The organism is Endozoicomonas sp. ALC020, from assembly GCF_049275935.1.
Lineage (GTDB): Bacteria > Pseudomonadota > Gammaproteobacteria > Pseudomonadales > Endozoicomonadaceae > Endozoicomonas_A.
The window spans coordinates 1,005,337-1,023,047 of sequence record NZ_CP184830.1; the positions used below are offsets into that span (position 1 = coordinate 1,005,337).

Below are 17,711 nucleotides of genomic sequence, written 5' to 3' on the forward strand. Positions count from 1 at the left end.
GGAGGGAGACTGACTATGGAAGGTCGGATTGGTCCAGCTACAATCAAACACGCCTTTGATGATAACCCTCTTCATAGTGGCTTTTCAGCCAGGTTAGCAAAGCTGGATTTATCATCAGAGGCAAATAATAATGCAGGAATCTGCACTGAAGTCAGGTCCCAACTAAAGAGATCGCCATCTTCGCAGAAGATGCCTGACAAAAAGAGAACCGTCTCCTCGACGGATTCCCCGCGCCAAAAGGCGACTCATTCCTTCGATTTTCGTTTTGTTGACAGTGATGATGAAGTTCGTCGGCTTTTAAGTGCCCAGACCGACGATGCACATCGGGATGTCACCGTTATTTCCCATCCCGATGACCTCTCACAGGCTAATCTGGTGAGCCGGTTGAGCATTGCCACCGACGGTCGCCACACTCTGGGTTCTGGCAAGCTCTTTGAAGGTTCAAGGCCACTGACGCTGGTGATGGATATCCGAAAACTCACCGGCGAGGATCTGCCAAAGTTTAACGACCTGCTGGACCCGGATAACCCTTGTCTGTACGACAAAGTCAGTCAGAAGAAACGCCCTTTGGGCGAACATGTTTCTCTATTGGTCCTGGCAGACCCTGCCCAGCTGGCATCGTTTGGCCAGAGCGACGAGGCACCCGGTGCTGATTTCTGGCGACGAATTAACCGACCGGGAAATACCTGGCAATTCGATGCGCAAACCGGCAAGAACCCATCAATAGAGATCGACGAGGTTCCTCCCTTATTACCTGAATGCACCAGTGCCGAAAGTGCTATAAACGACAATGCAATTATTATTAACTGTCACTTGCACAGCAACTGGCGACAGTTGCTGCTGGGTGGCCCCGGAGTGGATCAACAGGGGCGAATCCAGCACCTCCCTGGCAGGCTTGAGTCATTAAGGGCCGGACAAAGAGTGATTCTGAAAGGAGCCAACTGGCAGGATCTGGCCTTTGAACAGACGATTAGGCAAATGCTGGCGCAGAAGTGCTTTGAGAGCAATGGGGAAATCTGTCCATTACCCGACGATGTTCAGTTTTATCAGATGCCGGTAGGGAAGGACGAGCTTCATTCACTGTTCCGGGGTCTGTCCCATTCTTTATCAGACAACCCGATCATCATTAACGAGAGTAATATTGCCCAATGGCTCAGCCCGATTGCCATTGCCCCGGAAGGCTATGCAGTCCCCAACACCTGTCTGTTGGAACAGGTTCGGGCCGGTGGTGCCGTTACCGTAACCTCTCCCCTCACTGAGGCGCATTGGTTTCGTTTGCTGGGCTCACTGCAGGCGATTCGTGAGGCGACCGGCCTTGAGCCCGGACTTCAGGTGGCTCATTCAAAACAGCAGCCCAAAGCCCTGGGGTTGGATGAAAACGATGCATACCCTCTGCCCGAGCCACAGGAAAAAGTCAGCGATCACCGTGCCTTTAACACGTTGACCTATCAACAACATGCCCAGGCAAGTTATTGGATTAGTCATCAACCGCAAGCCCCCCTGGTCATTCAGATCAATGAACATACCGGCCTCAGCGAGCTGTTTGATAATATCCACATCACCTCGGAAAAAAAGGCGCATTTTGGACGACGTCCGAGTGACTTGCAGAAGGCTTTGACCGCTGGCAAACCGGTGGTATTCAGAGGGCTGGAAACTAATCCAACACTTCAGCAGCTTCTGGAACCCCTGATTATTGGGCAACCTCTGTTGCTGAATGGCCAATTACAAACCTACCCACAGGCTCAAGTCACCGTACTTTGGCCCGGGCTTGTGAAAAGCCCCTCTTCAGTATTTAATTCGATGGTTGCCAAAGGTAAACCCTGTCCCGAGGTCGATCTCTGGGATCTCAATGCGGACAAGCATAAAATCTCCCGGTCTGAGCTGCCGGAACAGGCGCTTGATGAACTTTACAAAGCCTTTAAAACGGTATCTGCCAACCTGTGTGATCCTCTGCCTGAAATAACCGAAGGGTTATTGAACAACCTGATACTGGCTGCCCGGCGAGCACAGCAGGTTGACCAGTCCTCACGACTGCTGCCCTGCCACTGGCGCAGGGCCATCAATAGTGTTATCACCCATGGTACCCGACAGAATCCGTCCGTGCGTGATTTTATGAAAGTGGCCTGCTGGCACTTGTTACCGGATAAGGATCAACCTCCCTCGGTAGACCCGGATCGGTTAAATGCCGTCATCAATAGTGCCCCGAAGTTGGATAGAGCGTTTGTGAAGCAAAACCTGTGGCAACTGGCCAGAGCCTTTAACCCGGAGGTATTAAGGGCCGCTGGATTGATTAAAGGATTGCAACTGTCCTATGAAAATCCATTGCCATACAGGGATGCAAAAGAAATTCTGGACAGGCTCTGTGCCATCATCGTGGCCTGTGGGCCTGAGCAACAGCGAAACGCTTTAGCGTTCCAGTTGCAAGTCGAACCGTCGGCAGCGAAGCCCTGGCAATCGTTAGCCATCAGGCCAACAGGACAGATTAAACGTTTGCAAGATGCGCTGGCTTCTGGCTGGCATTTACCTCTGTCATCAGGGCAGACCCGATCCGATGCTATTCAGACACTGGCCACCGATTGTTTTCATAGGGCCAGGACAGCGAATTCTGAGGCAGAAGGCATTGAACGCATAGAAAGTCGGCTGTTTGAATCACTGAAATGGCAGGGTTCCGCTGATAAGCCCCTGTCAGCACTGGCCAAAGATCTTTGTCATGGCGAGATAAGTCAGAAGGATCGTGAAAGTCGTCGGTTATCCCGACTCCACGACCGGCTCACAGACTCCCCCGTTATATTCCTGCAGGGAGAAACCGGCACCGGGAAAAGTTACTTTTCTGCCAAAATGGCCAAAGCTGCAGGGCTGGCTGAGGTCATTTCCCTTGGACCTTCTGACAGCGAACAGACCCTGATGAAACGCTGGCATTGGCAACAAGACGCCAACGGCGACCGTTCTATGACACAGCAAAATCGGACGCTGATGGAATGGGCCAATACCAAATCCGACAAAGATGGAGGCTATGTCACCCTGGTTCTGGATGAAGCTAACCTCACCAAAACCGGATTACTGGCATCATTGAACGGCTTATGGGAACCACAACCCTGCATTTACGTGAATGGTCATCCTGTCGAAGTCAGCCCAAAACACCGGGTGATTCTCACCGGTAACCCGGATCATTACGCCGGGCGCCAGCTCGACCCGGTCCTGAAAGAGAAATTGCCCAGGGCTTACTACCCACGCCTGGATCAGGCTTTCCTTCGCGACAGAGTGGTGGAACCTGCTCTGGTCAATCAATTACAGCGACATCTGTCAGAGCCTGTAATAAACGACATCGCACGCATTACCACCGAGAGCGTGATGGCACTGTGGCAATATTATCAGGAACTCTTGCCCGAGCATGAGTTTACCCCCAGGGATTTAACGGATATCTGCAGTTGGGTGGGCTGGTATCTGGATCGTGCGCTGCCCGCAGGTGAGAATGTTACCCGCAAGCAAGTGAACGGTTTGATCCAGCAAAGTTTTCGCGATCTTCTGGGTCCTGAAATCACCGAAACTCATCAGGATGCCCGGCAGGCACTGGAAATCTGGTTTGCTGCCCGTTACGAAGTGGACAACTCCCTGCGCGACAAAGTTCATAACCATACACTGACGTATATTCAGCAGTCCTTCGAAAAATTAACCGAAGCAATCCGACCTGAGTTTGATACCTCCGGATCGGCAGTCAGTCAACTGGTGCAACAGCTTGGGCAGGATTTTAGTCGCTGTCAGCAGGCTTATCATCGCAAGATAAAACACGGCGGTCGTCAGGCAACACTGATTGAAGGCCCGGCTGGGCGAGGTAAAGATGCTACGCTGAATCTTCTGATCAAAAGTCTCAGACAGCAGGCTCAGCGACGGGGAGAGTCCACGCCGGAAGTTTATCTCCTGAATGCATGTGATTGTTCCTGGGACAAAGTGTGTGAAGCGATCCGGAAGGCAAAAGAGGAAGGCGGCATCGTGGTGATTTCGGAAATGAATCTGATCGACAGCCAGCATCTGGAAGGTGAGTTAAACGGTATTCTGGCCGGTGATGCTCATCCGGGTTTCCACCTGTTTGCCACTATCAACCCGCCAGAGTATAGCGGGCGAAAACCCTTATCACCGGCGCTGAAAGGGCGTTTTCGACATTTGCCGATCCGGCAGTACAGCCCGACCGAATTGCAGACCATTGCCGAAAAAGTGTTGCCAGAGTCCTCAGAAGGGACGTTCGCCGCTAAAATGCTAACAGAAAAACATTGTCGTTTAAGGACTCACCTGCAACACAAAAAACTGCCGTTGCAGCCCACCAGTCTTGATTTACAGAATGTTGCCAGGGCTATCACCAGTGGTGGCGATTTTAGTGAAAAAGCCGTTCATCAATGTCTCAATCGACACTACCGACTTTATCTGATGGCTGCCAACATAACGCTGGAGAAACTGCCCAAGCCTTCGGCTCTTGCCATGGGGAAAAGTGAATTTGATTCCGGACTTTGCCGTTGGTTCAACGAAACGGTATCGGGCATTGATCGTCCGTGGTTGATACGAGGCAGTCATCTCAACAGTGTTGATGAAAAAAAACATGAAATCCTTGTTAACACTCAGCTGGATGAAAAGGAAGCCAGAACGGAACTCATCAAGAGCATGGCTCAGGCAAAGTGGCAGTCATCAGGCCTTCCCCTGAATTCGGACGATATTCTCACCGGGGCACTCTACCGACACTGGCAGCAAAGCTGGTTTAGCAATCATTTTGGCCAGACGAACGTGGACGCTAACAGCGTATTTCCCCTGACGGAAGAACAGCAACAAACGCTGAAAATGTCAGCTAACCAGCCTTATCTTCAGGCCGCTGATCAGCAGATAAGGGCGTGGAAAGCCGGTGAAGTCCAATGGCGGCCTACGTTCTGGCATCAGATCAGTGATCTGCCGAACCATCTGGCAGACGATTTTATCAAAGAAGCATCCGCTATTGGCGGTGATAAGGCTCCTGAACACGACAAGCCAGAAGTCGACGAGAAACAGGCTCCGGCATTGGATCAGAGAAAAAACCATGAGTCACAACCTGTTGACAAGACGTTGACTGTTTACGATAAGGCGCCTGAAAAATACATGGTAGAAACCTACGAGGAACAGGCTAAGACATTGAAACAGCTGACGAACAACGATAACCAGAAGAAGCGACACGTTGAAGAGCGTATAGTTTTTCATAAGGAGAACCCTTCTTCCCGGATGGATCGTTGGGGCGCATGGGATGTTTATGTGTCTGCTCAAGGCGATGTCAAATGGATCAATATTAGTGATCAACACATGCAGGGGGTCGAAGTTCTCATACCGGACCGGTTACCACAGCATGACCAGGAAGTGACATTAGCCAGCAACCAGACGCTGGCAACCATTAAGATGACATCAAACAATGGTCAGTACCCATTGCCGAGCCTGGTGCCTGACGACTGTATCCTGGCCCTGCGTACAGAACCCCATGCGTCGTTTACCCTGTTCAGGGATTGCTATACCGGGCTTCACACAGTGTTTATTCCAAACTCCGGAGCCAACCAGAGTATTGAATTTACTTATGTCGTAGAGCCCAGAGAAACGGGCAAAAAAATACCTGCTGAAGACGTCCGACCAGCACAATCCACACGTTTTGACGTCCGCTGTTCAGAAACTATGAAAACAGTACTGAAGGGAGTGCTTGATAACATTGAGCAACAACCAACCGAAGTACAGGTGCCTTTGCAGAGAATAAAAAACGCTAAAAGCACGATGCAACGCATTGAGGCGATCGAGAACTATTGCTGGTGGTTTTCCTGTGATGCTTTGCCAGAGCACAATAAAAATTTCTTTCATTTCCTCGTAACACAGCGGCAAGGTGGCTGTATACATCGTGCGTCTGTCTTTGCTGCTTTTTGTCGTTATTTTGGCATTCCATGTCGGCTAATCAGTAGCCGTGTCCACGCCTTTGCTGAGTATTCCCTGGATAGAGGCCAAACCTGGGAGTCAGCGGAGTTGGACGGAGCAGATGTCGAGGTAACTGAAATCATGCCTCAGTTCCAGCCTGTCAGCAGGGTCCGTTGCTCTGGCAATGAGTCAAGGCAGGCCAGGGGTCTCCTGAAAAATGTCATGAAAGATGCTGATTCAGCACAACAGCAAATTCTGGCTGAAGCCTCTGGTATGAGCCTCGAGGAACTGAACAAAGTCCTTGAGACAGGCAGTGCATTGTCAGAAAAAATTCCAGGTACTTTCGAAATTGTGAAACACCTTTGGGAGGCAAAAGATTTAACCAGATTCTCCATTGGCGCCTCAATGCTTCAGTCGCTGGAGACAGAAGCATTCGGCGAAGACGAGAAAGCATTGGTCGGTAAAGTGTTTGAATACGGAAGTCAATATAAACCGATGGCGGAGGCCCTCAAAATAATATTGTCCAGCAGTGATGAAGATCAGGTCAGTGAACAACTCAAGTCACTCCATTCAAAAATGATCGATCAGGTCGGAACACCTCCTGAACAGTGGTTGTGTTCGATAGTGGACGTACTGGCAAACAGTGATTTGACCCGTCCTGTAATTATTCACTTTGCCCGTGAAGCCCTGGAATCGGGTTGGCTGGATCCAGTGCTGTCCTATAAAACAGAGCTTATACAGGCCTCTGTACATCATGAACTATTGGTGCGTCTGGAAAGTGTCGATGAACTGAACATTAAAGCCGCTCATTGCCTGAAAAAGTGGTATGGGGTATTGATGTCCAGGGAAAAAAATAACCAGCAATGGCAGCAGGATTATGAAAGCTTCCAAAAGAGTATAGAGAACACTCTCTTCATCACTCATCATCATGACGGGCATTCGCCATTCCTTAAAAATAAAATTGCCAGTCCAAGCATAGAGATTGCCTGGACGAACAAACCAGAGGGCGTTCCGAATATAGAACGAATATTGTTGCAACAACCTGCCTTTATGCAGTCAAACTCGGGTAAGGGGAACCACCGTCCGGTGATTATTCTGGGAGAAATCTCCCCGAGGAACAAAGCGATTAATGAAAAGGCCGAAGCTCTGTTTCAAAGGAAACTTGAGAACAGCCCGGATTTTAAGCAGATGTTCGAAAAAATCAATCAATGTAAGGCAATGGAAAAACGACAACGTGATGCTTTAATGGCAACGGATAGCAGGAAAGAAAAGCTTGATATCAACAGCAAGTACCAATCCTTCCTGAAGTCCAATGAGGTCACATCCAGGGAAAAACTTCTGGTGTCTCGCTATAAAAAAGAATGCAAGAAAGCGATTCAACAGGCCTTTATTCATTACTTGTATGGAATGACACATTCGAACGTTGGGAGCTTAACCTATTGTTGGGCCTATCCTAGCGACTGGAGGGAAAATGATCGCAGCTTTGGCGCTCATGATCCATCCTCACCGGGAGAGCTATATGCCATGATGTCTTTGATCGGGAGCTCTGACTGGTCGCAGGAAGCTATTAAGGATGACTACTTAAGACATGCACATAACGCCAGTGACGCTCTGATTCTCAAAAACAATGAGCTGACAAAAATTGCCGAAGAGTTTGTGAACAGCATGAATTTGAATTCGCTTTATGACTCACTGGATACGGCATTAGAGTCTGATTATGATGGATTTTTTCGACTTTGGTGACTTCTAAACCAAATTGAACTTTCCTCCTGTCTGAAGGCCAAATCATTAAGCAATTTTAATAAAGGCCTGTCAGATAACAGGAGGGAAACTGACTATGGATGGTCGGATTGTTCCAGCTACAAACAAACACGCCCTTGATGATAATCTTTTTCATAATGACTTTGCAGCCAGGTTAGCAAAGCAGGATTTATCATCAGAGGCAAATAATGATGCAGGAATCTGCACTGAAGTAATTTTCTATGGGTGTCTCAATCTTGACCGTCAGTCTTGACCGGCAAAATTCAAATAGAACTTTCATCCATTTTGCAGGTCAAATATTCAAACAATTTCAATGTAGTCCTTCAAATGGCAGTAGGGAGATTGACTATGGATGGCCAGATTAAAGTAGAAATCAGCAAAACTTTTCCAGACACACACAGTGGCGTGCCAGCCACAGGAGCAAATCTGGCTTCATCGTCAGAGAATTTGGCTATCTGTCCCATTGTCACTCCCGAACTTACTAGATCTTCACCTCCAATTGACTTGCCTGACAAAGAGAGAACCGTATCCACAGTGGATTCCTCGCTCCAAAAGGCCCCTTATTGCTTCGATTTCCGTTTTGTCGCCAATGATGATGAGGTTCGACGGCTTTTAGTTGCCCAAACCTCTAATGAACATAGGGACGTCATTCTTATTGCCCACCCCGATGACCTCTCACAGGCTAACCTGGTGAGCCGGTTTAGTATTGCCGACGATGGTCGCTACACTCTGGGGTCTGGCAAGCTCTTTGAAAGTTCAAAGCCACTGACACTGGTGATGGATATCCGCAAACTCACCAGTGATGAACTGCCAAAATTTAACGATCTGCTGGACCCGGATAATCCCTGTCTGTATGACAAAGTCAGCCAGAAGAAACGCCCTCTGGGCGAGCATGTTTCTCTATGGGTCCTGGCAGCCCCTGCCCAGCTGGCATCGATTGGCCAGCTTGACGAGGCACCGGGGGCCGTCGCACCGGGGGCCGTCGCACCGGGGGCTGATTTCTGGCGGCGAGTTAATCGACCGGAAAATACCTGGCAGTTCGACGCAAAGACTGGCAATGATCCATCGATGAAGATCGACAAAGTTCCTCCGGTATTGACTGAACTCCCCTGCTCCGAACGCACGACGGATGACAACAATACTGTTCTTATTGACTGTCACTTGCACAGTCACTGGCGACAGTTGCTGCTGGGCGGCCCCGGAGTGGATCAACAGGGGCGAATCCGGCACCTCCCCGGCAGGCTTGAGTCATTAAGGGCCGGACAAAGAGTGATTCTGAAAGGAGCCAACTGGCAGGATCTGGCCTTTGAACAAACAATTCGACAGATGCTGGCGCAACAATGTTTCGAGAGCAACGGGAAGATCTGTCAGTTACCCGACGATGTTCAGTTTTATCAGATGCCGGTACGGAATGAAGAGCTTCGTTCACGGTTCCAAAGCCTGTCCCGCTCTTGTGACAAAGAAGGCGACAAAGAAGGCAACAAAAAAGCTGACAAAGGACCTGATAAAAAGCACACAGCACCAGGCCCGATCATCATTAACCAGAGTAATATCGCGGAATGGCTGAGCCCGATTGCCATTGCCCCGGAAGGTTATGCAGCTCCTAACACCTGTCTGTTGGAGCAAATTCGGGCGGGTGGTGCAGTTACAGTAACGTCCCCACTCACTGTGGCACTATGGTTTCGTTTACTGGGTTCACTGCAGACGATTCGCGAGACGACAGATTTGCAGCCACAGCTTCAGGTAACTCATTCAAAACAGCAGCCGAAAGCTCTGGGAGTGTCAGAAAAGGATGAGCATCCTCTGCTCAATGTCAGAGATCAGTCTGCCTTCAGTGCAGTCAATTATCAGCAGCACGCCCAGGCCAGTCAGTGGATCAATAGTCATCAGGAAACACCTCTGGTCATTCAGGTCAATGACCAGACCAGCTTTAGCCAGCTGTTTGATAACATCTATATCGCCTCGGAACAACAGGCTCATTTTGGACGACGTCAGAGTGACTTACAGAAGGCATTAAGCGCTGGCAAGCCGGTGGTATTCCGGGGACTCGAAACTAACCCAAAGCTTCAGCAGCTTCTGGAACCCCTGATGCTTGGACAACCTCTGTTGGTCAATGGCCAATTACAGGCCTACCCACAGGCTAATGTCACTCTACTCTGGCCTGAGTCCGGAAACAGCGCCTCTTCAGTATTGCGTTCGATGATTGCCAGGGGAAAATCGTGTCCTGAGGTCAATCTCTGGGATATCAATGCCCTCAAATATGATATCTCCCGCGCTGGACTGCCTGAACAGGCTCTGCACTTGCTTTACGAAGCGTCTGAAACCGTACCTGCCCACCTGTGTAACCCTTTGCCGGAAATGACCGAAGGCCTGTTGAGTAACCTGATACTGGCTGCCCGGCGAGCACAGCAGGTTGACCGCTCCCTGCAACTCCTGCCCCGCCACTGGCGCAAGGCCATCGACAGCGTCATCACCCATGGCACCCGGCAACATCCGTCCGTGCGTGATTTTATGAAAGTGGCTTGCTGGCACTTGTTACCGGATAAGACGCCAACTGAGGATCAAACCGCCTCGGTAGACCCGGATCACTTAAATGACATCATTAGCAATACTCTGCGGCTGAATAGAGAATTTGTGGAGCACAACCTCTGGCAACTGGCCAGAGCCTTTGACCCGGCAGTATTTAATGGAGAATTACAACTGTCCTATGAAAGTCCATTTCGACAGGAAAATAATGACGCTCTGGACAGGCTCTGTGCCATGATCGTTGCCCATGTGCCTGAACGAGAGGCAATGGCACATCAGTTGCAAGTCGATCCGGAGGCAGCGGAGCAATATCAACCGTTAGCCATCAGGCCAGCAAGACAGATCAAACGTTTGCAAGATGCACTGGCTTCCGGTTGGCAATTGCCTTTGCCATCAGGACAAACCCGATCCGATGCCATTCACGCACTGGCCAGCGATTGTTTTCACATTGCCAGAACAACAAATTCCGAGGCAGCAGGCATTGAACGCATAAAACATCAACTGTCTGAATCACTGAAATGGTCGGGCTCCACCGATAGGTCTCTGTCAGCACTGGCCTGGGATCTTTATAACGGCGAGATGAGTCAGAAGGATCGTGAAAGTCGTCGTTTATCCCGACTCCATGACCGGCTTACGGACTCTCCCGTTATCTTCCTTGAGGGAGAAACCGGCACTGGGAAAAGTTACTTTTCTGCCACAATGGCGAAGGCTTCAGGGCAGGCTTCGGTGTTGTCCCTTGGACCTACTGATAGCGAACAGACCCTGATGAAACGCTGGCAGTGGCAAGAACACGACGATGGCGACCGCTCTATGGCGGAGCAAAACCGGGCGCTGATGGAATGGGCCAATACCGAATCCGACAAAGACGGAGGCTATGTCACACTGGTTCTGGATGAAGCCAACCTCGCCAAAACCGGATTACTGGCGTCATTGAATGGCTTGTGGGAACCGGAACCCTGCATCTATGTGAACGGTCATCCTGTTCCGGTCAGCACAAAACACCGGGTGATTCTCACCGGCAACCCCGATCACTACGCCGGACGCCAAATGGACCCGACCCTGAAAGAGAAATTGCCCAGGGCTTACTACCCACGCCTGGATCAAGCTTTCCTTCGCGACAGAGTGGTGGAACCGGCTCTGGTCAATCAGTTACAGCGACATCTGTCGGAGCCTGAAATAAACGACATTGCACACACTGCCACCAGGAGTGTGATGGCACTCTGGCAATATTATCCGGAACTATTGCCCGAACATGAGTTCACTCCCAGGGATTTAACGGATATCTGCAGTTGGGTGGGCTGGTATCTGGATCGTGCGTTATCCAAAGGAGACAGTGTTAGCTGTGAGCAAGTGAACAGTTTGATCCAACAAAGTTTCCGGGATGTACTGGGTAGCGAAATCAGCGAGACTCATCAGGATGCCCTGTCAGCACTGGAGATCTGGTTTGCTGCCCGCTACCACCCGGACAACACCCTGAGCGACAGAGTTCGTGCACAGAACCTGGAGGATATACAGCAGCCCTTCATACAACTCACCGAACAAACCCGACCTGAGTTTGATACCTCCGGATCGGCAGTCATTGAGCTGGTGCAGCGGCTTGGGCAGGATTTAAGCCGCTGTCAGCAGGCTTATCATCTCGGCAGAAAACACGGCGGCCGTCAGGCGACGCTGGTTGAAGGCCAGGCTGGACGAGGTAAGGATGTCACGCTGAACCTGATGATTGCAAGTGTCAGACAGCAGGCTGAGCAACGGGGAGAATCCATGCCGGAAGTCTTTCTCCTGAATGCCTGTGATTGTTCCTGGGACAAAGTGTGTGAAGCGATCCGGAAGGCAAAAGTCGACGGTGGCATCGTGGTGATTTCGGAAATGAATCTGATCGACAGCCAGCATCTGGAAGGTGAGTTAAACGATATTCTGGCCGGTGACAGCCATCCGGGTTTCCATCTGTTCGCCACCATCAACCCGCCTGAGTACAGTGGGCGAAAACCCTTATCACCGGCGCTGAAAGGACGTTTCAGACATTTGCCGATCCGCCAGTATAACCAGACCGAATTGCAGACCATTGCCGAAAAAGTCTTGCCAGAGACCACGGAGGGTAAATTCGCGGCTAAAAAGCTGACTGAGCAACATTGTCGATTGAGGGCCGACCTGCAACGCAAAAACCTGCCGTTACAGCCCACCAGCCTTGATTTACAGAAGGTCGCCAGGGCTGTTATGAAAAGGAGCGACTTTAGCGAAAAAAGACTTCATCAATGCTTCGATCAGCACTACCGACTTTATCTGATGGCCGCCGACCTGTCACTGGAGCAACTGCCTGAGTCATCGACTCTTGCCATGGATGAAGGAGCGCTTGATCCTGTACTGTGCCATTGGTTCTACCAGACAGTAACGCGCATTAATCGCCCGTGGTTGATACGACAGAGTAACCGCAACAGTATGGATGAAAAAAAACATGAAATTTGTATCAACACTCATCTGCATGAAAAGAAAGTCAAAACGGAAATCATCAGGAGGGTGGCTCAGGCAGAATGGCGGGCATCCGGTCTTCCCCTGAAGCCGGACCAGTCAGACGATATTCTCACCCGGGCACTGTACCGATACTGGCAGAAAAGCTGGTTTGATCGTCAGTTTGGTGGCTCGGACGTGGACGCCAACAGTGTATTCCCCCTGACAAAAGAAGAGGAACAAACACTGAAAATGCCAGCTAACCAATCTTATCTTCAGGAGGCTGACCAGCAGATAAACTCGTGGAATTCCAATGCCGTTAAATGGTGGCCTGCGTTCTGGCAGCAGATAAGTGCGCAACCGGACCATCGGGCTGACGATTCTGAAAAATACATCCCACAAGCCTTCGAGAAACAGTCTGAGGTATTGGACTGGAGCACAAACTATGAGAACCAGAAGAAGCCTGTCGTTGAAGACTATAAAGTTTTTAATACGCAGACGCCCTCTTCCCGGATGTATCGCTGGCGGGCAAAGGATATTCATGTAACTCCTGAGGGTGACATCAAACTGATCGAGATCAGTGATAAACACATTCAAAGGGTCGAAGCCCTGATGCCTGCACGATTGCCGGGGCAAGGCCAGGAAGTGAGATTAACCAGCAATCAAACGCTGGCAACCCTGAAGGTGTCACCGGCGAATGGTCAATGTGCATTGCCCAGCCTGACGCCTGAGGATTACATCGTAGCCCTGCGTATCGAGCCCGATTTGGCATTCACCCTGATCAGGGACCGATACACCGGGCTTCACTTATTGACTATTCCAGAGGCAAAAGCCAGGCAGAGTATTCAAGTGACTTATGTCGTAGAACCCGACAAAAAGACATCGGCTAAAGGCGCCCGACCAGAACGATCAATACTTTTTGACCACAGTTGTTCAGAAGGTATGACAACAGTACTGGACAAATTGTTTGAGACCACTGGCGAACAAACATCCGAAGTAAAGGTGCTGTTGGAGACAATAAAAGACGCTAAAAACACGGAGCAACGCATTGAGGCGATAAAAGACTATTGCCGACAGTTTTCCGGTAAGGCTGCACCAGAGCCTGGTAAGAATTTCTTTGAATTTCTCGTAACACAGCGGCAAGGCAGCTGTCGCCATCGTGTGCCTGTTTTTATTGCTTTTTGTCGTTATTTCGGGATTCCATGTCGGCAAATTGATAACCGCATCCATAGATTTGCCGAATACTCCGGGGATGACGGCCAAACCTGGAAGTCCGTGGATTTGGGCGGAGCGCCTGTAGAGCCAACAAAAATCACACCTGCCTTTCAGCCCAACATTAAGTTTCCCAGTTCCAGCAGTACATTAAAGCAGATTAAGAATCTCCTGAAACGGGCTGATTCAGCACAACTGCAAACTCTGGCCAAAGCCTGTGGCATAAACCTTGAGGAACTTAAAAAGGCCCTTGAGACAAACAGCGTATTGCCAGAAACCAATCTAAGTATTTCCGAACTATTAAATAACCTTTGGAAGGAAAAAAATTTAACCGCCTTTTCCATGGGCATCTCAGTGGTTGAGTCACTGGGAACAGAAGTATTGGGCTCTTTCGAGGAGACATTTAAATGGATATCGGGGGCAATCATACAAATATTGTCCAACAGTGATGAAGATAAGGTCACTGAACCACTCAAGATACTCCATTCAAAATTGATTGATCAGGCCGGGGTAACTCATGACCAATGGCTGCTTGCAATAGTATTTGTACTGGAGTGCAGTGACTTGACCAAGCCTTCAGTTCTTCAGTTTGCGCGTAAAGCCATGGCATTGAATTGGCTGTATCCAGTGCCGTTCTCACAAAGCCATTTAGTATTGGTCCATAATTATCATGAGCTATTGGTGCGTCTGGAAGGCATTGATAAACTGAAGGTTGAGGCCGCCCGTTGTCTGAAAAAGTGGTATGAGCATTTTTTGTCCAGGGAAAAAAATAGTCAGGCGTTTCTGCTGGCTCATAAAAGACTTCGGGAGAAAGAAGGCAGTATCTTTTTCATCACTGATTCTCATGATGGTTTTTCGCCATTTCTGGAAGGTAACATTGTCAGCTCATCTATACGGACCGCCTGGACGGATCAACCCGGGGGCATTCCGAATATAGAACGAATGCTGTTGCACCAGCCTGCGTTTGTACAGTTATCCTCAGGCAAGAATAACCACCGTCCGGTGATTATCCTGGGGCAACCTGACTGTTACAGTGCAGAGCTTAATGAAATGACCGATGTCCTGTTTCAACGAAAAGTTAAGAACAGCCCTAAACTGCAGCAGTCGTTGAAAAAAATGAGACCAGAGTCCGTTGAGGTGCAGTCAGAAGACCAAAAGCTTTTGGATGATTTAAAAAACAAATGCATGAGCGCGATTCTGCAAGCCTTCACTTATTACCTGTATCAAGTGACACACTCGAAAGGCGGTTGTTTAAATTTTTGTTGGGGCGATGCCTGCGTCATGGACTCCGATAATCAGGGCTACTACGGCGCTCATGATCCATCTTCACCTGAGACGCTGTTTGACATGATGTGTAATATTAACAGCTCTTTTTTGTTTCAGAAGTCTGTTAAGGATGCCTACTTAATGCGAGCACAAAATACCAATAATGCTCTGATACTCAAATCCTGGGATATGACAACCATTCTCGAAGAGTTTTTGAGCAGCGTGAATTTGAATTCGATTTATGAGTCATTGGATAGTTGATAAGCGTTTGACCGTGATGCGTTTTTCAAGATCATTGACTTTCCTGAATGGTTACGGGAAAGCATCCAAATGCAACTTTTCTCCTGTCTGAAGGTCAAATCATTAAACAATTTCAAGACAGTCCCACGAATGAGAGCAGAAAGGTTAACTATGGATGGTCTGACTGGCGGGAAGATAAACGAACCCGTTCCTGATAGCAGAAGCGCGATAGCCAACAGAGCAAAGCAAGATGCACCGTCAAACATTGCAGAGGTCTCTGATGTCATTCCCAAACTCAGTCCATCGTCAACTCCGGTCAGGATACCAGACAAGACGAGAACCGTATCCGCAACGGATTCAGCAACGGCTATGACTTGTTTCGACCGCCAGTGGGCCAGCTTGCCTCTGGAAGTGCTGGAGAAAATCGCCAGCTATTTAGCCATCGAAGATATCAATCATTTCGGGCAAACATCGCCGACAATGGGCGATCGCCTGAGGTCATGCGGTCTGGAAGAGGTTCATCACTTCCTCTCCTTGACCAGACAAAGGCAGACTGAGTGCCGGGCAATCATTCAGTCCAGTCATTTACTCCTTGAGTACCTCAGGACATTGTCCATATTTTCTGTTTGTCATTTCCCTGCGCAACAGGGCCCGGCCTTTTACTCCTTTTATGCCAGCCATTTGCGCCAGCAGATTCTTGACGGGGTCACACTGACCCTTATACCCACTGACAGCATAAATATTCATAGCCTTAAACATCATCTGCGTGATCATATTCCCATCATCATTGAGAAAAAGGCGGAGAACTACAGCGATATTCTGGCCCTGGACCCTGATGGCCATTGGGTCAGGGAAGCCGAAATCAAACACGACGACCATGTCAGTTATGGGCATCAGCAGACCGACCATATTTTATTTGTCCGGCAACCCTTTCCACGAACTCTTATACGATCTGGACCTTTAAGCTACCAATGCAACGGCAAAGAGCATTGTCTGTCCGTTTATGAACGCAAGAACGATACGTGGGTTGAGCAACAACTGACAACGGGTGAGGTTTTTCCTAAATGTAAGTATCAGGATATCGATATCATGCACCTGTCACCTGATGCCAGGACACTGGTCTGTATTAACCAGTGGCGAGCTGTAGCTATTCTGGGTCGGGGTGCAGATGGACAGTGGATCAATAAAGGCAACATTAATACACGTCTTTCTCATGGGCTATTCAGTGCCGACAGCAATCATCTTGTGCTTTATGGTAATAACTCACGCATCAGGCTGATGAGCAAGGCAGACGATGGATCCTGGTCAAACACGGGTCACATTACTGTTAAAGATCCTGCTGATGATCTGAAAGAAATGCCCAGTGGCGAAAATGTGAGCGATTTTGAGTTTGATCTTCATGTGGTATTCAGTCCGGATAACCGCCATTTTGCCACATGGTTTGAGGATGCCGGCAATGATTCCCATCACGGTGATATTGAACGGGATTATTTCTTTGTCGTCATTTTTGCCTCTGACCCTCAAGGGCAGTGGCGTGAAAAACAGAGAATCATTGAATACTGTGACCAGCCAACCCGATATTTCCAGCTTAAACCTGAATTTAGCCCCGATGGTCGGCTTCTGATTATCACCACCGAGGAAAGTATTGATATCTGGGAATTAACTGACGACCAGTGGCAGCAATCTAAACGGGAGGAGCCCGAAGACGGCGGTGGTGAAATTCAATTTTCTGTGGACCCTTGTGAATTCATCAGAAAAAGCGAGCAAAGCTTAACGATCTGGCGCAAGGCAGCGTCCGGAATCTGGGGCGAGACACAAACATTTTCGGCTGAGTCCCTTTTAGTAACCAGTCCCAGCGGTGAAACCATTGTTTGTAACGATCCTGCCGGACACACTGATCTCTATCAACGTCAGCCTTTTGCTGAATCTTTCGATCAGCCATTCGGTGAACCCGCCGCCGTTCAGTGGGTCAATCAACGCATCGGGTTCTCTATCGTAAAAGCAGATTTCAATCAGGAAGGTTGCCTTCTGGCTGTGGTTCCCAAGACGGATACGCGCAGCCTGATTCTGTTCGGGTTGACGGCAGACGGGAACTGGCTGGAAAGGGCCCGTTTGCAAACAGAAGGCAGGATTAAGAAATTTTGTTTCAGCCCGTGCAGCCGCTCCATTCAAGTCACCAGTTTGCGCCCTGACAGCTGTGCCAGAAGGCGAGAGTTTTATTCGCTCTGGCAGATCATGCCCGATGAACTGGCTTTCGCAGGGCGGGATGACTTTTCAGACTAGGCTTTGGTGCCAAAGTCTATGGAACTTTTCTCCTTTCTGAAGGTCATACCACCAGACAATTTCAATGCAGT

At 49.4% G+C, this 17,711-nt stretch carries 4 protein-coding genes; all 4 read left to right on the top strand.

Annotated elements, in window-relative coordinates; genetic code table 11:
* Window positions 1-15 precede the first annotated feature (15 nt).
* The gene (locus ACOJUO_RS03485) at window positions 16-7,650 is read left to right on the top strand and encodes an AAA family ATPase (protein WP_422138921.1); all 7,635 of its coding nucleotides are present in this window, start codon (window positions 16-18) and stop codon (window positions 7,648-7,650) included.
* Between the two features lie 94 nt (window positions 7,651-7,744).
* Window positions 7,745-7,921, top strand: a complete 177-nt coding sequence (locus ACOJUO_RS03490) for a hypothetical protein (RefSeq protein ID WP_422135371.1) — start codon at window positions 7,745-7,747, stop codon at window positions 7,919-7,921.
* Window positions 7,922-8,016: 95 nt separating this feature from the next.
* Window positions 8,017-15,378: an AAA family ATPase gene (locus tag ACOJUO_RS03495; protein WP_422138922.1), complete on the top strand. Its 7,362-nt coding sequence runs from the start codon at window positions 8,017-8,019 to the stop codon at window positions 15,376-15,378.
* Between the two features lie 150 nt (window positions 15,379-15,528).
* Window positions 15,529-17,640 carry an F-box protein gene (locus ACOJUO_RS03500; protein ID WP_422138923.1) on the top strand — a complete coding sequence of 704 codons (2,112 nt, stop codon included), beginning with the start codon at window positions 15,529-15,531 and terminating at the stop codon, window positions 17,638-17,640.
* The last annotated feature ends 71 nt before the right edge of the window (window positions 17,641-17,711 follow it).

Coding starts and splice junctions, on each gene's coding strand:
- ACOJUO_RS03485 (WP_422138921.1), top strand. CDS start 16: ATGGAAGGTCGGATTGGTCCAGCTACAATCAAACACGCCTTTGATGAT.
- ACOJUO_RS03500 (WP_422138923.1), top strand. CDS start 15,529: ATGGATGGTCTGACTGGCGGGAAGATAAACGAACCCGTTCCTGATAGC.
- ACOJUO_RS03490 (WP_422135371.1), top strand. CDS start 7,745: ATGGATGGTCGGATTGTTCCAGCTACAAACAAACACGCCCTTGATGAT.
- ACOJUO_RS03495 (WP_422138922.1), top strand. CDS start 8,017: ATGGATGGCCAGATTAAAGTAGAAATCAGCAAAACTTTTCCAGACACA.